We start from the raw sequence: 18,917 nt of genomic DNA, 5'->3' as shown, positions 1-18,917 counted from the left end.
CAGGCTCCTTGCTGGTCAGTCCCACAGTTGCACGGTGTTCGCGGCCACCACGGCCAGCACCGGCAACACGATGCGCACCCCGGCGCGAAACGGCTGGACCTCGTCCGCCAGGCCCTGGTTGGCTTCGAGCACCGCTTCGACCGAACCATCAAGGTGGCCGTAGTAGTGCTGGCAGAGCGTGTCGAGCACATCGCCCTCAGACGTTGTACAAATCCTGGCCATAGCTCACGAACTCCAGTGAAAACCCTTGTTTGCGCGGAATGCCGCCGGCCAGCAGGGCGCCCTGCTCTTCCTCGATGCTGGTCAGGCACCAGGTGCCGAGCACCTCGCCGTAGCCAGTGGTCAGCGACAGCGGCGACAGCTGGCGGCCGATGCTGCGCAGTGTCTGCAACTGGCCCAGGCCGCCCTTGAAGCCGGGGAAGATCGCCCCGCGAATGCTGATGGTCTCTTCACCCAGGCTCACCGCCTGTTGCGCGGTGTCGCGGCTCAGCCGCTCCTGGCCGGCCCAGCGGAAGCGGGTCTGCCGGCGCAGTTGGTCGAAGGCGGCGGTGTCGAGGTTGAAGTAGTAGGGGGCGGCGCCCGCCTTGAGCGGTTGCAGCACCAGCAGGTGCGGGAACGGCTTGACCGCTTCGGCGGCGGGGGTCGCTTCAGGCGCGAAGCCCAGGGTCGACAGCACGCCGTTGACGGTCGAGCGCACGGCCCCGACCACGCGACCGATCGCTGCGCCGGCCTTGGCGGCGTGGGCGGCGAAACCGTCGATGCGATCACGCACCTGACGCACCACGGCCACCGCCTGGTCGTACTTGGCCACCACCTTGGCGACCCGGGCCTGGGCATTGGTGATTGCGCGCATCGTGCGCTGCAGCTTGGCACCGATGATCGGGCCGACCACCGGCAACCCTTCCAGCTCGCCCACCGCGCCTTGTATGTGGCCGATCGCGTCGTTCATGGGATCGAGCATGGCGTCGGCACGCCGACGCCCCGCCTCTCCCGCCTTGACCAGGGCGTGCAGCGTGGCTTGCAGCTGCTCCAGGTAGGTCATGGATCCTCCTTAAAGTGCGATATGTGGGGTGTCGGCCAGTTGCACCGAGCGGGCCTGGCGCATCAGCTCTTCCAACTGGCGACGGGCGATGGCCTCCAGTTGCTGGAGCACAGAGGGATCGTCCAGGCTGTTGCTGAAGGTGACCGGCATGTTGGCGGTGAAGGTGAATTGCTGGTTGATAGGGGCCGGTGGAGTTGCCGCCGATACAGGTGACGTGGGCATGACCGCTGGCTGCACCGGCGCGCTATCCACCGCTCGCGCAGCTTCACCCAACCCTGGCTTGCCGGAAGGTTCATCCTTGCCTGAGCCCAGTGCCTTGCCCAACCAGCCACCGATGCTCTCCCCTCCCATGCTACCCAGCACACCTCCTATCAGGCCGCCGATCGCCGTGCCGATCACCGGCACCACCGAACCGATGGCCGCGCCCGCCGCAGCACCGGCCAAACCGCCACCCAGGCCGCCAGCGGCGGTACCGTAGCCTTCGAGTTTCTGGTCCGCCGTGGCGTCGCTGCTGTAGGTTTCGGCAAGCTGCAGGCCTGTGTCGAGCAAGGCTGCGCCCGGAATGCGCTTGAACACTCGCCTTGCCATGGAGGCTTCGGCACCGCCGCTCCCAGCCTTGCCCAACAAGCCCGCGAAGGCTGTGCTGGCGAGCCCGACGGAAGTGCTGGAACTCTGCGATGGCGTGGCCACGGAACTGGCCGAGGCTTGCTCTTGCGCCTCGAACATTGCCGCTTCTTCTTCGGCCTCGCCGATCTCCTCTTCCTCTTCCTCTTCCTCTATTTCCTCCTCATCGCCCTGGCGTGCCAAGCGGGTGGCTGGCCGGCCAGAGGAAGACGCAGGGGCTTTGGCATCCTTGGCGGAAGCATCGTTGGCGGCTGGCGTATCAGAGAACAACCCATAGAACGCCTTGCCTAAGAAACCGCCGACACCTTCACCGATCAGCTCGCCAATTTCACCACCGTACTTCTGGATCTGCTTGTTCTTGGTCCAGCCCCCCAGCAGCTCCGCGCCCATGTTGCCCAGCGCGCCCCCAAGGGCAGACCCCACAGCCTCGGCCTTGTCCTCGCCGCTTTCCTTGAGCGTGGCCAAGCCAAGATTGGCAACTGCCTTGGCGCCTGCCTTACCAGCGTTCTCCCTGACGCCGCTGGTGATTTCATTTCGCCGCTCGGGAGTGTGACGGTTGTACATCGCCCTCCCGCCCACGGTGATGGCAGCCCCAACGGCAAGCGCGCCCCCTGCGTATAGCGCCCCTTTCGCGACGTCGCGGCCACCCTTTGCCGGCCCCTGAGGCTCCGCGCTTGGCGTATCGGCCGCTTTATCCGGTGCGTCCCCCGGCTGCGAACCTGCATCCTCGGACGCAACAGCCTTGCCTTGCTCCGACACATCACGCTGAAAAGGGGCAGTGCTCTTGCCTGATGCTTCGTTGGCGGCTGGCGTATCAGAGAACCATCCGTACACCGTCTTGCCGAAGAACCCGCCGATGCCTTCGCCGATCATCTCGCCGATTTCACCGCCGTACGCCTGGATTTGCTTGTTCTTGGTCAGGCCACCCAGCAGTTCCGCCCCCAGGTTCCCCAGCACGCCGCCAAGGGCCGCGCCAACCGCCTCGGCCTGGTCCTCGCCGGTGTCCTTGAGCGTGGCCAACCCCAGGTTGGTAATCGCCTTGGCGCCTGCCTTGACACCATTCTTCCTGATGCCGCTGGTGATCTCGCTGCGTCGCTCGGGGGTTTGGCTTTGATACCCCTGGTACACCGCACGTCCGCCTGCTGCGACCGCCACAGTACCGACGGCGGCGCCGACACCTATCACGCCCGCGTTCAGCACTGCCAGGCCAGCGTTCGCCGACTCCAAAGGCACGCGCCCCTGCTCCGCGCCTCGCGTTTCGGGTGGGTCCCCGCGGGTGGGAGGCGCCGCCGGGGTCACGCCCTCCAGCAGGGCCGCCTTGCGCTGCTCCAGCGTGGGGCCGGGCGCGGTGGTGGCTGCCGTGCTGGCAACTACTGTCACCGCACGCAGCACCAACGGTTTGCGCCCTAGCGAAAGATAAAGCCTGCGCAAGCGCTCGACCTCATCCCCTTCAACGCGCAACCGGTCAATCTGCTCCTCGTGCGCCAACGCCTGGTCGGTCCCCAGCCGTCTTTCTGCCTCGCCAACCTTGTCCAGCTCCAGCCCCAGGCGAATGACCTCGCCGATCAACCGCCCGAGCCGGGTACCATCGGCCTGCCTGCGCAGCCGTTCCAGCCGCGCACGCACGGTATCGAAGGACCGACCCAAAGCCTGGCTGCTGGTGACGCCGAGGGTGAACACCTGTGTGTTCGCCATAGGTTCCTCCTTGTCACTCCGCCAGCCACCAGACCATGTCGCTGAACGACATGGTCATGATTTCGCTCGCGGAAAAGTTCAGCTCCTTGGCCAGCCGCCTGGCGGCGGCCTTCTGCCGGGCAGGGTCAAAGCTCGTCGTCCTGCACCAGGCGAAAGTAGCCAGTCTGCAGGCGGCTGTAGTCCTTCAGGGCCAGGCCCTCGAGGTCCTTGACGCCGACTTCGGCGAGCGAGGCGAACAGGTTCAGTTCGCGCTGCTCGTCGTCGCTCGTACCACCGGCCTGGGCATTGCGGATGTCACGCACAGTGGGCGCGCGCAGCGACAGGCTGTCGACCTGCACGCCGTTGGCCTCGCTGGGGCGCGACAGGCGCACGGTCACACGCTCGGCGGTGACGGTCAGCCATTGCGGAAGCTTTTTCGCTTGAGCCATCGAGTGTTCTCCTTAAAGACCCAGGGCAGCGCGCTGGGCGGCCAGTTGGTCGACGCCGTCGATCACCCGCTTCATGCCCAATGCATCGATTTCGTAGACCAGGCGGCCATCGACTTCGAGCTTGTAGTAGGTGACAGCGACGCTGTGCTTGATCTCGGCCTTGTCGCCGGACTTCCAGTCGCCCATGTCGATCTCTTTCAGCGCGCCACGCAGGGTGACGATCACCGGGTTGATCTTGCCCTTCAGGCCCTTGAAGGCGCCGCGGAAGGTGCCGTTGAAGGCGGTGCCGTCGGCCAGGCCGAAGAACTTGAGCGACTCGCGGCGCACGCCGGTGGTGGTGAAAGCGGCTTCCTGTTTTTCCATGCCCTGGTCCATCTCGACCGGCATGTCCATGCCGCCGGGGCGGTGCTCTTCCATCTTCAGGGTGAGCTTGGGCAGGGTCAGGCTGGGTACATCACCCTGGAAGCTGACGCCATCGACGAACAGGTTCAGGTTGGCCAGGGTTTCGGGAATCATTGCCATGCAGATGCGCTCCTTAAGCGGCGGTATCGAGGACTTCGGTCAGCCACTGGTTGGTGACTTCGACGCGGAAATTGGGGTTTTCGGCAGGCGGCACATCGGTGAAGCGGATGTTCCAGTACACCTTGCCCTGCTCCAGCTGGCTGGCGGTGTTCAGCTCCGGGTCGGCGAAGACTTCGAAGTTGATGATCGCGCCCTGGTTCTTCAGGTCGCGCATGAAGGCCTGCAGGCCTTCGGTGACGTCCTTGACGTAAGTGGCGGTGATGGAGCGGTCCACGGCCCACTTGTGGCCGTAGAGGATCGCGTCCATGACGATGTCCATGGTGCGCACGCGGGTGACGAAGGCCCATTTCGGGTCGCTCGACAGGGTGCGGTTGCCCCACAGGCGGAAGCCGTCGTCACGGATGATGGTGGCGATGTTGGCGTTGTTCAGCAGGTTGGCGCGGCAGGTGTCGTCGCCATCGAGGAACTCCACCGCGCGGGTGGTGCCGGTGATGCCGACGAACTCCTTGTTCGAAGGCGAGGCCCAGAAGCCGTACTCGCGGTCGGTGTAGGCGAACAGGCCGGCAACCCAGGCCGAGCCCGGCGCGTCGACGGTGGCCTCGGCGGCGTTGTCCCAGTAGCGCACGCCCGGGTCGACCAGGAAGGCGCGCTTGGCGCCGAAGTTCTTGGCGTAGGCGATGGCCGCTTCATCGGTGCTGTTCGGGCCGTCGATGATGGCGATGGCGCGCAGCTTGTCGGCCAGGGCCACCAGCGCGGTACCGACGGCCTGGGTGGCGCTGTGCTTGGGTGCCACCAGCAGGCGTGGCTGGGCGTTGAAGCGGCTCTTGCCGTCGAGCAGCGCCTGCAGGCCGGTGCGCTTGCCGTCGGCCAACACGTTGCCGATGATCGCCGCGGTCTGCTCGGCGCCGTCTTCGAGCTTGGCCACGCCGCAGGCGACGATGACCGCCTTGGCGCGGCTGTAGATGGCGCGGCAGGCCTTGGTGATGGCCGCGTCCTGGCCGAACGCCGCGACCGCTTCGCGCTCGCTGGTGATCAGGATCAGGTCGTTGGCTTTGGCGGTGACGCCCGGGCCTTCGGTGAAGGTGTCGACCAGGCCGATGATCGAGGACGACGGCAGCGCGATGCTGCGCGCGCCGGTGTCGACGTTGGTCACGGTGACGCCGTGGAAGAATCCACTCATGTAGGTTTACTCCAGGTACAGGTGTGAAAAGGCCCCGCGGGTGCGGGGCCTGGAAGGGTTTGCTTCAGGTAAGAAAACGCCCCGGCGGTGCGGGGCGTCAGGGGGTCAGTGAACTGATCCAATGCGGCGCATTCGGGCGTTTGGCCAGTTCGGGGAACAGCTCGGCTTGTGGCCACACCCGCAAGGCCTGCCGAAAATCGAGCAGTTCCGCATACTGCGTGGGGGTCAACGACGGCTGGATCCCCAGATCCAGCTCCTCGCGATGACGCGATGTCAGCCATTGGCTGGCGTGCAATTGACCGTCTCGCCATGCACGCTCGGCTATCGCCCGGCCAAGAGGCTCGGGAGTGGTGAAGTTTCCTTCAACCATCACATCACCGGGTTGTGCACCGGCCGGGCATTCAAGCCATTTCATCGAGGCGTGGAAGCGGCCTCGCGGGTCGATATCGGTTGTTTCTACAACGGTGTCGTCTACTAAAAGTGCCCACATAGGTCCTCCATCACCACCAAAGTTCGATACAGCCATGGGCACCCGGTGCACCCGGCCCAAAACGTCCGCCCCCGCCACATCCAGGCTTTCGAGGACGGGAACTGTCGACTGCGGCAGCGATACTGACTGCGCCACCACCGTGCCCGCCAAACAGCGCACCGTTCGGTATCGACATGGGAACACCACCATCGCCCATCGAGGTATTGAGGTCGCCCCCATACCCCCCACCGGAGTACGAGGAATTACCATCATTGGTGCCACCCAGGCCGCCGCTGGCGGAGCAAAACGTCACGAACGACGAGCTACCACCTGGTTGACCAGGTTGGCCATCAATCGCTGCACCTGCCCCACCCGCGCCAACAGCAATGTTCACGGTGGACAAACCAGCAAGGCTGACCAGCTTTTCCGAGACGCCACCGCCGCCGCCGCCGCCAGGCCCTGGAGCAACAGTACTCCGGGCACCGCCACCACCTCCGGCAGTCACGCGAACACGTGCCAGTTTTCGACCACTGCGCAAAACCGGTGGTACTACTGGGTCGCTGGTACCTGGGGTTTGCCAGACGATGTATCCGGTTGCCAGGCTCGCAGGCAGTTGAGCCTGCCCGACACACCACCATTTGCCCGCGCCATCAGCCCTGAGGGCCAGGAAGTCGCCCGCAAAGATGAGTTCCGTCGAAGCGAGCCCTTCGTTGGAGATCAGGGTGTCGAGCATGATCCGGTCATTGCCGGTTGCCTTGATCGACAGCGTGTTGGCCGATGTATCGCGTCTGCGCAAAATCACTTCTACCGCACCCAAGGGCTTGTCAGCGGCAGGGAGCGTGACGGTAAGGTTTCCAGCACTTGCATCAATGACGACATGCCCGAGACGCTCGGCTGACAAGGACGTCGAAGCCACGATGGCATCCGCCTGCATGGTCAGTGAACGCAGTAGGACCATATCCAACTGCGAATGTAAGCTTGCCTGGCTCATTGTCCGTCTCCGGATTCGTTGATGAAGTCAGGCGCTACCGGCCGTTTTCCGGCATCGGGGAATTCGTCGGATTGGGGCCAATCACGCAGGGCCTGGAGGTAGGTCAAGAGTGCATGAAACTGCTCGGTGCCCAGATTTGACTGTGTCCCGATCTCCGATTGATCTCGATGGCGGTCACGCAACCAGATGGTCGAAGCAAGCTCCCTATCACGCCAATCACGCTCGATTTTTTCAGGCGAAGCCTGGGATATAGCCTGACCCTCGATGTATTCCGTGACTTGCACATCGGACATCGGTACCAGTTCACGGGGCACGAAGCTACTTGGCACATCATCATCATAGGCATGCACCATGCCTGTTTCCGGGTTGTTGAAATACTTCATGTACGTAGCTCCGACCAGACCGCACTGACGGGATTGATGAGGGACACGGAATAGGTCGCACCGGCCGGGACCACAAAGGAGGTGTGATACGCAGTGGTGGTTACCACCACGCCCGCGCATATGGCGGTGACAGAGCCAGTCTGAATGGAAACCTGGACCTGGATCGGGCGCCCGGTGGTGTTGGTGTAGACCGTGCCGGACACCCGACTCGCCGTGAGGTTCTGCCATTTCTGGCCATCGCCCAGCCCCCGAGGCCTTGCCTCCAGTAGGCCGACCGCAGCTGGAAGGGATGCAACATCGACGCTTCCCTGATTAACGGCCACACTCCAGGCTTTGATGCACCACATGACGGCCAGGTTGCGTGGGCGGCTCATGCCCAGCATCCAGGTACTGCTACTCGGAGTAACTGGCGTGAAAGAGCCGGTGTTGACCACTGTCAGTCCGCCCCAGGCCGCATCCGAAACAGTGTCGTACCCATAGTCACTAGCCGTCTGGGCCGCAGTTGGCGCCAGGGCAGCAACGCCTTGACCGCTGGCGGGCATGTCCGCGATTGCCAGAGAACCTTTTTGCCATTTTCCCAGATCCCGACCGGGATCCACATCTCGCCCATGATCCCAGCCACGCAGGAACTCACCGCGTGCGTCCGGCAAGCGGAAGAACCCTGCCGGCTCACCACCTTTGTTGTAGGTAGTACCCAGGTAGGCCGCCAGATCCGGATAGGTCGCCACGCTTTGCAGGCTGCCATCGAGCTCGAGGTAACCGGCCGGCACCTCAGCCTTCGGAAACGGCAGGATCGCTCCGAGAGGTGTCGAGGAGCGCAATGCCGTCAGTTCGGCAACGAGGGCAGCGACGTCGATCTGCCCCTGGTTCACCGGCGCGCTCCAGGCCTTGATACACCACATTACGGCAATGCTTCGGGGCCTCGTCTCCGCACCGCCAGTAGAGCCAGAGACCAGGCCACCAATTGCGCCAGACATAGATCCTGGCGAAGTTTCCATGTAGCCCTTGGCCGTCGACGAGGCGCTGCCGTAAGCCTTGCCGAAGACGGTGGAAGCGATAGCCACCGCGCCGGTGACTCCACTCGCACCTTGCCCACCACCGACGTTGTCCACGAAGCTCACATCCTTGTGGTAGTGAGACTTCAGGGATTCGTCTGCCCATGTCCCCACTCCTCGCCCTGGATCTACACCGCGTCCATGATCCCAACCTCGCAAGAACTCACCGCGGGTATCCGGCAGGCGGAAGAATCCTGCTGCCTCATTGCCCTTGTTGAAAGCCCCACCCAGGTAAGCCGCCAGGTCCGGATACACCGCCGCACTCTGGGTACTACCATCGACTTCGAGGAAGCCCGCCGGCACCGTACCTCTTGGGAACGGCAGCATGGTGCCCACCGGCAACGCCGACGCCGTGTTCAGCAGCGCCTGGGTCTCGGCCTTGGTATAGCTGTTCGCGGCTTGGAACGAACTGAAGGCCAGGATCTCCACCGCCTCACCCAAGCTGCACGGCGCCTTGAAGGTGATCTTCTGGCCATCGGACAGGTAGTCGGTGATCTCGCGACCATTGCGCAGCACGATGGTGCTGCCGATGGTGTGGGCCAGACTGAAGACAGTCTGGCCGACCGATGCCTCGAACGAGTAACGCTCGAATGCCTTGTTGGCCCCAACGCCACCACCGAGCTGGAAGTAGGTGCCGTCGTAGTTCAGGTCGTACAAGGCGCCAGCGCGGATATCGCCGCCCACCAGGTCGATCAGGCCGGCATTGCCGGACTTCTTCACCGCCACGGCGGCCAGCCCGTTGATACGTGCCGTCACGGCGCCGGTGTTGGTGGCACTGGCCTGGAACTGGAAGCGCTGGCCAGCGGCGTAGGCCGCCAGGGCCGACTCGCTACTCTTGAGCTTCAGCGTCAGGGCATCGGCGGTGCCGGTGGCGACACCCAGCCAGGCCAGCGGCCCGACGTCCTTGGCCGCATCGGCGCGACGCAGGTACTGCGGGTGTGGGTCGGCGGCCTCCACGTGGGCCTTGAGCTGGTTGCGGGCGTACAGCTCGGCCGCTTCGCGGGCCTTGTCCACATAGTCGCGTGTCGCCAGGACGATGCTCGGGTCGACTTTCAGCGTGACATTGGCGAGGTTGCCGAACACCACGTGCATGCGGATGGTCTGGGTACGCCCGGAGCCTTGCGCCAGCAGCGGCTTGTAGCTGGGCGCCGGCTTGGCCACGGCGATGAAGTTGCCGTTGGCGTCCTCCAGCGCCAGCTCGCGGATCCACCAGCCACCGGTCTCAGGTGGCAGGACCAGCTCGGCGACCAGCACGCCGGGGTCGGCAGGCGATTGGTAGAGGGCGTTCAGTTGTGCCCGGTAGACCTGGCGCACCAGCGCGGTCTGGGTGGGTTTCGGGGTGGGGTCGGGGGTCTGCGACGGGTCGCCGCCGGCATCGCCGATCAGCATGTGGGTGATGTTCCAGGGCAGCCCCAGCATGGCGGTATTGGCCTGCTGGGCGATGCCGGTGTTGGTCAGGAACCCACCGAATTGGGTGGTTGCGTTAGCCATTGAGGTAGATGTCCAGTATGTCCAGGGTTTGCTCGTTCACCAGGTTGCAGGCGCCCACATGCACATCGATGTCCGATGCCTGCCAGGGATGTACCTCCAGCAGCTCACCGTCGTAGAGGCCCACCGCCTGGTACGCGGGGATCAGGCTTTCCAGGCTGATGTCCAGGCCAACCAGGTGCCGGCTGACCGGCTTGGCGTCCTCGATCAGGCGGGTCAGCTCCTGGTAGGTCTGTTCGTCGATGCCGCTGTCCGCCACCCCGACCTTCAGGGCGAACGTCCCCGGCACCCCGGCAGGCTTGGCCTGCCACCATTCCTGCACCTCGATCAGGTAGCCGAATGGCTCGACCACCCGCCTGAGGGCGCCGAGGGTGCCCTTGTGGGCGTGGACGAAGAACGCCGAGCGGATCACCGAGCGCTTGATCGCCTCGCTCCAGCTGTCGTCCCAGCGGTCCACCGACCAGGCCCAGGCCAACTGGTAGAGCAGGTGCGCCGGGCAGGTGTCGGGGTTGTAGAGGGTGCGCAGGCCGGCCTTGAGGTCTTCGTCGGCGGCCACTTCCAGGGCGCGCTCCAGCGGCGTGCGGTTGAGCGGCAAGAGGCTGTGCATGTCAGCCTCCGCGCTTGAGGTCGATGCCGGTGCACCAGGCCGCCTGGGCCTTGCTCGGGCGGATGTCGCTCCAGCCGATCAGCTCGACCCGGCTCACGCCGTCGATGTGCAGTTGGGCGTCGATGCCGGAGCGGGCCACTTCCAGGCCCAGCCTGCGCCGTGGGTTGATCCAGGCTTGCAGGCGGCGCCGGCACTCGCCGAGGACCGTCTCGTACTCCGGGCCGTTGTCGGCCATGTGCAGCACGGCCTCGACGCGGTAGGGCAGCACTTCGGCGCTGCGCACGTTGACGCGGTCGGCGACCGGGCGGATGTCGTCGTCGTTGAGGTAGGCCTGCACCTGCGCCAGCAGCTCGGGGCTGGCGACGCCATCGCCGTCCAGGCTCAGTACGGTGATGTCTACCACGGCGGGCGACGGGCTCTCGGCGGTCGCGTCAGCGACCCGGCCCGAGGCGTTGCGGGCGTGGAGGATGTAGCTGTTGCGCGGGCCGGCGGTGGTCAGGCCTTCGTAGACCAGCTGCACCCGCTCGCGCAAGGCATCGTCGGCTTCGAGGATGGCTTCGGTCGGCGGGATCGTGCTCGGGTCGGCGGCCTGGATCACCAGGCGTTGCAGGTTGACGTTGGCGGCCAGCTGGTCAAGGTCGCGGCCCTCGGCATAGGCCAGCAGCAACGCCTTGGCGGCATCGTTGATGCGCGCCCGGTTGAGCAGCTTGCGGTAGGCGCCGACCTCCAGCAGCTTGGTCACCGGGTCGCTTTCCAGGTTGGCGGTCCAGCCATCGCCCAGCTGGGCGCGGAAGCTGGCCAGGTCTTCCTGGTACAGCGCCTCGAAATCGAGGTCCTCGAGCAGTTGCGGGGCCGGCAGTTTCGATAGGTCGACCTGGCTCATACGGTCACCTCCACCAGGGCGTCGTCGCCCAGGTAGCGGCCACTCAAGGCCAGGCTGACCTGGCCGTCGAGCACGGCCACGACCTTGACCCGGTCCAGCTTCAGGCGCGGTTCCCAGCGCCCGAGGGCGCGGGCCACCTCGGCCTGCACCGCACTTTTCCAACCTTCGTTGACCGGCAGGTCGACGTAGCGGCGTAGTTGGCTGCCGTACTCGGGGCGCATGCGCCGGCTGCCCAGCGGGGTGGTGAGGATGTCCTCGATGGATTGGCGCAGGTGGGCGATGCCCGTCAGGGGCTGGCCGGTGCGGCGGTCCATGCCGATCATGGGGCACCTCCTGCGGCAGGCGCACCCCGTGCTTGGGTATGCATGGCGTTCTCCTGATATGAAAGAGCCCGCAGGCGCGGGCTCAGTGCTTGTGATTGGCGGTGTTGCCAGCGGTATCGATGATCCGCCCGCCGCCATTGATGTCGCCGCTGACCAGCAGCGGGCCATTGACCGTGACCTTGCCGGTCAGGGTGATGGCCGTGGCATCGAGGGTGATGGCGCCGTCGTTGACCACCAGGGTGCTGGCACCGACCTTGATGGTCGCGTTGCCACTGGGCAGCTGAATGTCGTAGCGCTTGGCCCGCCAGTCGTAGCTCAACGAACCGCCGTCATCGAAACGCCAGACCTCCACGTGGTCGCGGTTGTCCGGCGCGGCGCCGGCATTGCCATAAAGGCCAGGCACGAAGGTGCCCTGGGCCGGCTCGCCACTGGGGCTGACCAGCACGCCCTGCTCGCCCAGGCTCGGTGCTCGCCAGTGACGCGCCTTGCCGGCGGCCTGGCTGTGCCAGCGCACCCAGGCGCTGGTCCAGTCGCCGTCGGAGACTCGAACACGGGCCGCGGCGAGGTCCACCGCCACCACCGAACAAGGGATGACCAGGCTGGCCAGCATGCGGTCGTGCATCGCCGTGGCGTAGCTCATGCCAGGTCCTCCGGGGCCAGGTACTTGTCCTGGTTGCCTGGCCCGGTATCAGGGGCGAAGCCCAGCACCAGGCTGCCCGGCGGCTGGTCAGGCCACTGCCAGTGGGGCTCGCCCAACAGCACTGGCTGCTCCCAGGTCACCTTCCAGAGCGCGCCCTGGTACTGGGCCTGGACATTGCGGACTGCCTCGACGAAGTCCAGGCCCCACAACTGCTGGCGCAACAGGTCCATCAGTTGCGCGGCCAGCTCAATGCCTTGCAGCCGGGTATCGGTGTTGCTCGCATCCGGCGTGATGATCGCCTCGAACGTCACGACCAGCACCGAGCGCCCATCGCGGGGCGCTGCATCGGCGACCATGCTGACGATGCCGTGACGCAGGGCCGGCAGCGCCGGGTTGCCCGCCACGCCCCTGTCGGCATCGACCGTGGCCAGGTCAGGCATCGCCTTGCGGATGGACGCCGTCAAGGTCGCCTGCAAGGTTGATAGTTCACTCATGCCGGCCCCTTGCGACCCGCTTCGGGCTGTCGAATACAGCTGCTGAACATCGAGCCATTGGCTTTCTCCGGGCAAAAAAATACCGCCTGGCGGCGGTCGTTCACTTAGGTCGATGGGCACTATGCCAGGCGCCGCGGGCGGTGCAGCTGCTCGGGGAACCCCTCGGCGCCGTCCTTCCATGCCCGCAAGGCAATTCGGTAGGCGCGCCAGTCGGCGGTGGTCATGCCTGGGATGGCGGTCGGGTCGTCGTCATCGAGCATCAGCAACTGATCGGCGACCAATTGCATCTGATCGGCGGCCCACAACCCTTCCTCGCCCTTGCGCACAGCCAATGCCTGAGCCTCGACGAAAGCCTGGTACTCGTCATCGGAAAGCCTGACGAACCCCTCCTGAAGATGCAGGCCCAGAGTGTCTTCGTTGTAGGCGTAGATGTAGTTGGTGGCTGGGTCCTTGTAATAAAGCATGGCGGCTTCACCTCAGTTCGTAGAAATAGGCAAGGTTGGCAGTGCCGTTGGCCGCAGCAACCGAATAGGCCGCCCCCGGAGGAATCACGCAGGTGGCCGTGTTGATGTACGCACCGGCAACGCCCGCGTACTGCCCATAGATCGGGACACCGTTGATGTACAAGATCGCAGTCGTATTGATGACACTGGCCGGACCGAAAAGCGCCGAGACCTGAATGGGCCTGCCGGTGTCATTCGTGTAGTTGACCCCGGCGGCACGGGATGCGGTCATGTTCTGCCAGGTCTGCCCCAACCACGACGGCGTGGTGTTGGCCCAGGCGCGCCAGGTACCCCCGACGAGGAAGCGAACCGCTGCTTCATACCCGGTGACGGAGTACGCGACCTGAATGGCCTCGACGCTGCCAGTTCGGCCCAGGTGCAACACCGCACCGTAGGCAATGCCTGGTGGACGGTTGAGGGTGTCGTTGTTGAACCTGTAGGCGCCGCCCTTGCCCACCAGTCCATTGAGGTCAGGAACTGTCTGGGTGTCGGCACCGATACCGTGGTCACCCACCTTGAGCGCACGACCCAGTGTTGTATCGAAAGTGCTGGTCGTCAGATTGGCCGCCGCCGCCGTGCCGAGGTTAGTTGCGTTGGCATGGACGGTCCACGCGGTCCAACTCGAACTGTTGACGTTGTACGCCCGTGTCGCGGACTTGCCACTTACGACTTCGATGGCGAGCTGGGTCACGAATCCGCCCACGTTCGCCGAGGTATGGATGAACGGGTAGGTGATGCCCGGAGGCAGATGCCCCGCTGCGCCGCTGAGTGCCGACCACCAACCGGGGCCGGTAGCGTCATTGCAATCCAGGACGTTACGCGTTGCCGCCATCTGTCCGGTAAGGCCGGTGTTATCCAGCACGGCGAAGTTGGCATTGATACGGGAAAAAGCCGTGCGAGCGTCGTCACCGTCAATACCGCTCGGTGGCGTGCCCAGTTTTACGGGATCGAGAGCCATGCAGCCTCCTTGTTGCCAGTCAGGTTGGCCAGGGCCAACAAAATAGGTCTATTCCTCATCGCGACTCTCCGGCTTCGGATACTTTTCCTTCACTCGCTTGATGCTGGAGTAGAAGGCGTCGACAACCGGGAGTTGCCCGCTGTCCATTGCATGCCACAACGCGTCGAGCTGGTCCGCCATCGAGGGGTAGTCGGCGGCGCGCAGCATCCTGTGGTCTGGCCTATGCGAAATCTTCATGGATGAACCTCGCGTCCAAGTAAGGCCATTGGCTGACGACGATCTCGTACCGTGCCGGGTACTCGAACTCAACCTCGATGACCGGTGAGCCATCGGCGGTGTACTCGACTCCGTCAATGGAAATCGTGGCGCCCTTGGGCACCCCCTTCAGGGCACCGCCATCGAACGTGACCGGCATCTCGGGCCGATCGACCACCTCGCGATCCCTGACATAACGGCGCACGTCATCGGTGTCGGTGTGTTCGGGAAGATAAAGGCAGCCGGGGTAGTGCCTGGCGGCATCCATGGGGTCCGGCCAGGCGATCACCCGCAGGATCTGGCCGGTCGCCTTGTCGTAATCGACGATCTTGATAGTTGAAAGCAGCATCAGCGCTGTACCTCGAGAACGGTGATGGAGCGGTTGTCACAACTCATCGACAACCCCGTCATCTGGCTGCCGTTAGGCGCGGAGAACTGCAGCCGCAGCTCGTTGTAGCCGCCGTACCCGGTCAGCAAGGCCGTGGTATTGAAGCTGGAGTTCGGGCTCATGGCCGAATCCCGGCCCGCCGAACTGCAGCGTCCCTGCAACCAGACCGCTCCGTTGAGCAACACCCGCCAGAAGCACCAGCCCGTCGACATCATCCCGACCTGGGCTGAAAACGTGCACAGCTTCTCCCAGCCATTGCTGGTGAAGCCAAGCGCCTGGACTTCGACCCAGTTGGGCGAGCCGTGGTTGGGAGGGCTGTTGATCTGGGCGGCGGTGTAGGCCGAGTAAGGCAAAGTGACCGAGCGCCCGGCAATCTTGAGCGTACTCACCGACAGGTCGGTGATCTTGCCGGTGTTGACCGACAGGTCGGCGATCTTGCCGGTGGTGACAGACAAGTCCGCGATCTTCGCCTGGGTGATCGATGCATCGGTGATCTGAGCGTTACCGATGCTGGCGGCACCGATGATCGCGTTGTTCATGAAGACCTGGCCGTTGTTGACCGCGAACACCGACTTCGGCGCGCCCCCCGGCTGATGCATCACCGCGAACCGATCAGCCAGGAACAGCACCTGGGACTGCATCCCATCCGGCGTGTTCTCGACACCGATTGCCATGCCGGCGCTGTAGTAACGCCCGTTCGCATCCACACCGACCTTGATGCTGCGGCTCGCCCGCACATCACCATCCAACTTGACCACCGCCTCGGACGTGTCCTCGACCATGGCCTTGGTTTCACCCACTCGCGCGGTCAAGGTCTGGTTGTCGCGCGCCAACGCCGATACATTGTCGGTCAGCGTGTCCAACGTGCGGGTGACTTGGGCCAGGTTGCCGTCCACCTGGGCCTTGACTTCGGTAACCTGCCTGGCGATCGCCCGGTCGCCCTCGCTGAGCGCGGCATACACCGACCAGGCCCCGGCATGGCTGCCGGTTTCCCCGGCGCGCCAGCCACCCGTGGTGCCGGCCATCGATGGGCTCACTGCGCTTTCAACACCCAGTACACGGCTGGCCATGGACGTCAGTTCGCCATTGATCTCCTCGACGCTGGTCTGCACGCCATCGACGCGCACGGCCAGCGCCTTCACCTGGTCGCCCAGGGAGACATAGGCCCCCCTGTTTTCCCAGTACGTGGCGTTGGCAACGGGCGTACCTACCGGCACATCGCTCTTGGCCCGATACAACTGGCCTTCGTGCTTGACCAGCGACCCGGCCAGATAGACCGTGTCGGCTTTCCAGTCCGGTGCGCCAGCCAGGTCGGTAAGTTGCGTGGACAACGTGTTGAGCTGGCCTTGCAAGGCGGCATCTGCGGCCTTGAACCGCTCGTTCACAGAGCCTGGGCCATCGCCGCTGACCTTGCCGATTTCACTGAGTAGCTGCTTACCCAGATGGCTCTCGCCGATCTTGCCGTCCAGGTACTCGAGCACCGCCGAGGCATCCGCGCTCGACTGCCCGTACTCCCACCCGGACCATGGCCCGACGTTGCCCGTGCGGTCCACCAGCCGCGCACGGAAGTAACGCACCACCGCCGCGGCCATGCCCGAATGCAGGTAGGTCGAAGTCGGGTAGGCAAACCGGCCAAGAGCGATCGGATTCTGACCGGTGCTTTCGGACGCCATCTCGATCTGTGTGTACGCCGTATCCTCGGCACCTTCGGGGAAGCCCCACGCCAATCGAATGGCGAAGATTTCCGACGATGGCCGCAAGAACGCCAGCGCAGGCGGCGCGCCTTCCTTGCCCTTGAGCGCGGTCAACATGGACAAGCGCCAGATCGAGGTGATCTCGCTCACGCTGATCGAGCGCACCCGGGCCAGATAGGCGCCAGCATAGATGCCGACGACATCGACACTGGTGGCCCCGGTGCGCGGCAGGCTGATCCAGTTGCCGTCATCCTTGCGCCATTCCACCTCGTAGGCCACCGCGCCGGAAACCGCCGGCCAGGCGATGGTCAGGGTACTGACCGCCAGGCCCTGGCTGATGGCATGGCTGCTGGAGAGACTGACGCTGGCCGGAGGCGGCACGAGGTTCATCGGCGTGACACTGATCGGCCGCTCCTCCAGGCGCGCACCGGTGTCGATGTGGTCGAACTTGCTCGGGTCGTACTGCACCGCGTTGATTTCGTAGATGCCCGGTTCAGGGCGCGAAACACTGGTGACGCGGTACAGCGGGATGGCCAGCTCCGGTGCATCCAGGGCCCAGACCAGCTCGGCCCGCGGTTTGCGGGAATACGCGGTGGTGAGGGTTATCCGCCGCCCGACGACCGACTCGATGGTGCGCCCTTCGCAGGTGCCATTCGGCAGGTTGAGAATCAACCGGTCCCCAGGCTTGGCCTGGGTGTCGCGATCCAGGGTGACCTGCCGGGCAAAGCCTGTGACGAGGCGTCCGCCGACCGGGCGACCGGCCAGCAGTTCGTCGGCCACCGGGATGACGTAGCCGGGCAAGGGAATACGCCCGTCCATACCGACCCGGAAGCTGATGCCGCGGTCGCGCGAGTTGGTCAGCAGCGCCCATTTTCCGCGGCGCTGCGCTTCGGACTCGCGGGTACAGCCAATGGCACTGAGTTCCAGCGGGTTGTCGCCATAGCGGCGCAACAGCTTGTCGTCGGCGACCACGGTGACATCGGTGTCATAGTTGTTCAGTGGGTTGTCGTAGCTGACCAGCACGCGGCTGTAGCGGCTGCGCTCGGAACCACTGGAATAGATGAACTTGCCGTCGACCACGTTGGCGCGGGTGTAGGCAAAGTCGAAATCGGTTGCCCGGGGCATGTCGGCCAGGCTGTACAGCTGGCCCTGGGCCCAGTAGGTCATGCCGCGGTAGATGCCGGCGATGTCGCGCAACAGCGACCAGGCCTCGGCCTTGCCCTGCAGGTTGAGGTTGCAGGTGAAGCGCGGCTCCTGGCCACCCCGGCCATCGGGCACCAGCTGGTCGCAATACTGGGCGATCCGGTACAGCTCCCACTTGTCGACCATCCACGGCTTGATCCGCCGGCCCAGGCCGAAGCGATCATTGGTGGTGATGCCATAGGTGACCCAGGCCGGGTTGTCGGTCCAGGCCTGCTTGAAGGTACCGTCCCAGACGCCCACGTAGCGGCGGGTCTCCGGGTCGTAGTTGCTCGGCACCGGCCATTTGCGTCCCTTGCACTCGACTGTCACCGCCGGGATGTTGCGGAACTGCTCGGCGGAGAACTCGATATACAGCAGCGCGGTGTTGGGGTAGCGCAGTTTGGCGTCGATGACCTCGGTGATGCCGGCGATCTGCATGGTGTCGGCGATCTTGCCGGTGCTCTGGTTGGGCGTCAGGCGGCGTACGCGCAGGCTCCAACCGTGCTCGGCCTTGGGCAGGTCGATACGCCGGGTACGCTCGTAGGTGCTGGTGCTCTTGCCATGCACGGCATCCTTGAGCACCTCCACGTAGGCGCCGCCATCGGTGGCCACGTCCACGGCGTATTCGATGCGGTAGCCGTTGACGTTGCCGTTGCTGTCCATGGCCTGCAACGCGGGCCAGGCGAAGCGCAGGCGCACCGCCGACAGGCGGGTGTCATCGAGCGCGCGCACCCAAGGCTTGTCGTTGCGCAGTTCCACGCCCTGGGTGATTTCGTTGTCCACCGACGGGATACCGGGGATATGCGGCTGCTCCAGCGAGCCAGGGCGCCACTCCCACTTGACGCCCGGGAAGTTGTAGCTGCCATTGGCATCCATCAGCGGCGTGCCGTCCAGGTAGATGTCCTGGGCGCTCGGTGTACCGGCGAATTCGCCCTCACCGACGGCGATGAGCATCTTGGCGATGGCGACGGAGCGCAGGCTGTCGGGGGCCTCGACCGGTGCCTTTGGCTGTTTCTGACCACCTTTGCGACCGGTGATCACGGGTCTGTTGGTTTCGCCCATGGGTTCCTCCAGGCGTAAAAAAACCGCCTTCATGGCGGTTTGCTGTGCACC

The 18,917-nt window shown here is 64.8% G+C and carries 20 protein-coding genes; all 20 read right to left on the bottom strand.

Annotation, left to right across the window (positions count from 1 at the left end; translation table 11 throughout):
- Positions 1-15: 15 nt before the first annotated feature.
- A complete protein-coding gene (locus NGM28_RS14745; protein ID WP_252090594.1) occupies positions 16-222 on the bottom strand; it encodes a tail protein X in 207 nt (68 codons plus the stop codon).
- Positions 197-1,042, bottom strand: a complete 846-nt coding sequence (locus NGM28_RS14740; protein WP_213657958.1) for a phage tail protein — start codon at positions 1,040-1,042, stop codon at positions 197-199. Before NGM28_RS14740 ends, NGM28_RS14745 begins: the two co-directional genes overlap by 26 nt.
- Positions 1,043-1,051: 9 nt before the next feature.
- Complete coding sequence (locus NGM28_RS14735) at positions 1,052-3,361, bottom strand: hypothetical protein (RefSeq protein WP_252090593.1); 2,310 nt, start codon at positions 3,359-3,361, stop codon at positions 1,052-1,054.
- Between the two features lie 125 nt (positions 3,362-3,486).
- Positions 3,487-3,789 (bottom strand): phage tail assembly protein, encoded by a 303-nt coding sequence (locus tag NGM28_RS14730; protein WP_213657960.1) that lies wholly within the window; start codon positions 3,787-3,789, stop codon positions 3,487-3,489.
- Positions 3,790-3,801: 12 nt separating this feature from the next.
- Positions 3,802-4,311 (bottom strand): phage major tail tube protein, encoded by a 510-nt coding sequence (locus tag NGM28_RS14725; protein WP_213657961.1) that lies wholly within the window; start codon positions 4,309-4,311, stop codon positions 3,802-3,804.
- 13 nt (positions 4,312-4,324) lie between these two features.
- Positions 4,325-5,491, bottom strand: coding sequence for a phage tail sheath subtilisin-like domain-containing protein (locus NGM28_RS14720; RefSeq protein ID WP_240063798.1), 1,167 nt, complete (start codon positions 5,489-5,491; stop codon positions 4,325-4,327).
- Positions 5,492-5,588: 97 nt separating this feature from the next.
- On the bottom strand, positions 5,589-5,981 hold the full coding sequence (locus NGM28_RS14715; RefSeq protein WP_252090592.1) for a tail fiber assembly protein: 393 nt from the start codon (positions 5,979-5,981) through the stop codon (positions 5,589-5,591).
- Positions 5,982-5,991: 10 nt separating this feature from the next.
- Complete coding sequence (locus NGM28_RS14710) at positions 5,992-6,951, bottom strand: glycine-rich domain-containing protein (RefSeq protein WP_252090591.1); 960 nt, start codon at positions 6,949-6,951, stop codon at positions 5,992-5,994.
- Positions 6,948-7,334, bottom strand: coding sequence for a phage tail assembly chaperone (locus tag NGM28_RS14705; RefSeq protein ID WP_252090590.1), 387 nt, complete (start codon positions 7,332-7,334; stop codon positions 6,948-6,950). Before NGM28_RS14705 ends, NGM28_RS14710 begins: the two co-directional genes overlap by 4 nt.
- Positions 7,331-9,880, bottom strand: a complete 2,550-nt coding sequence (locus NGM28_RS14700; RefSeq protein WP_252090589.1) for a phage tail protein — start codon at positions 9,878-9,880, stop codon at positions 7,331-7,333. The genes NGM28_RS14705 and NGM28_RS14700 overlap by 4 nt, the downstream gene beginning before the upstream one ends.
- Positions 9,873-10,484, bottom strand: coding sequence for a phage tail protein I (locus NGM28_RS14695; protein WP_011535220.1), 612 nt, complete (start codon positions 10,482-10,484; stop codon positions 9,873-9,875). The genes NGM28_RS14700 and NGM28_RS14695 overlap by 8 nt, the downstream gene beginning before the upstream one ends.
- Before the next feature lies 1 nt (position 10,485).
- Complete coding sequence (locus tag NGM28_RS14690) at positions 10,486-11,367, bottom strand: baseplate assembly protein (protein ID WP_240063803.1); 882 nt, start codon at positions 11,365-11,367, stop codon at positions 10,486-10,488.
- The gene (locus NGM28_RS14685; protein ID WP_240063804.1) at positions 11,364-11,690 is read right to left on the bottom strand and encodes a GPW/gp25 family protein; all 327 of its coding nucleotides are present in this window, start codon (positions 11,688-11,690) and stop codon (positions 11,364-11,366) included. Before NGM28_RS14685 ends, NGM28_RS14690 begins: the two co-directional genes overlap by 4 nt.
- Before the next feature lie 82 nt (positions 11,691-11,772).
- Positions 11,773-12,330, bottom strand: a complete 558-nt coding sequence (locus tag NGM28_RS14680; RefSeq protein WP_252090588.1) for a phage baseplate assembly protein V — start codon at positions 12,328-12,330, stop codon at positions 11,773-11,775.
- A complete protein-coding gene (locus NGM28_RS14675; RefSeq protein ID WP_252090587.1) occupies positions 12,327-12,824 on the bottom strand; it encodes a hypothetical protein in 498 nt (165 codons plus the stop codon). The genes NGM28_RS14680 and NGM28_RS14675 overlap by 4 nt, the downstream gene beginning before the upstream one ends.
- A 119-nt stretch (positions 12,825-12,943) precedes the next feature.
- The gene (locus tag NGM28_RS14670; protein ID WP_252090586.1) at positions 12,944-13,288 is read right to left on the bottom strand and encodes a hypothetical protein; all 345 of its coding nucleotides are present in this window, start codon (positions 13,286-13,288) and stop codon (positions 12,944-12,946) included.
- Positions 13,289-13,295: 7 nt separating this feature from the next.
- Positions 13,296-14,285, bottom strand: a complete 990-nt coding sequence (locus tag NGM28_RS14665; protein ID WP_252090585.1) for a hypothetical protein — start codon at positions 14,283-14,285, stop codon at positions 13,296-13,298.
- 48 nt (positions 14,286-14,333) lie between these two features.
- Positions 14,334-14,492: a hypothetical protein gene (locus NGM28_RS14660; protein ID WP_252090584.1), complete on the bottom strand. Its 159-nt coding sequence runs from the start codon at positions 14,490-14,492 to the stop codon at positions 14,334-14,336.
- Between the two features lie 13 nt (positions 14,493-14,505).
- Positions 14,506-14,889, bottom strand: a complete 384-nt coding sequence (locus tag NGM28_RS14655) for a hypothetical protein (RefSeq protein WP_252090583.1) — start codon at positions 14,887-14,889, stop codon at positions 14,506-14,508.
- The gene (locus NGM28_RS14650) at positions 14,889-18,866 is read right to left on the bottom strand and encodes a TipJ family phage tail tip protein (RefSeq protein WP_252090582.1); all 3,978 of its coding nucleotides are present in this window, start codon (positions 18,864-18,866) and stop codon (positions 14,889-14,891) included. The genes NGM28_RS14655 and NGM28_RS14650 overlap by 1 nt, the downstream gene beginning before the upstream one ends.
- Positions 18,867-18,917: the final 51 nt, after the last annotated feature.

The sequence above is a fragment of the Pseudomonas sp. MWU13-3659 genome (genome assembly GCF_023757525.1).
Classification (GTDB): domain Bacteria; phylum Pseudomonadota; class Gammaproteobacteria; order Pseudomonadales; family Pseudomonadaceae; genus Aquipseudomonas; species Aquipseudomonas entomophila_E.
Note: the sequence above shows the minus strand (reverse complement) of the source record. Positions and strands in the feature narration are given on the sequence as shown.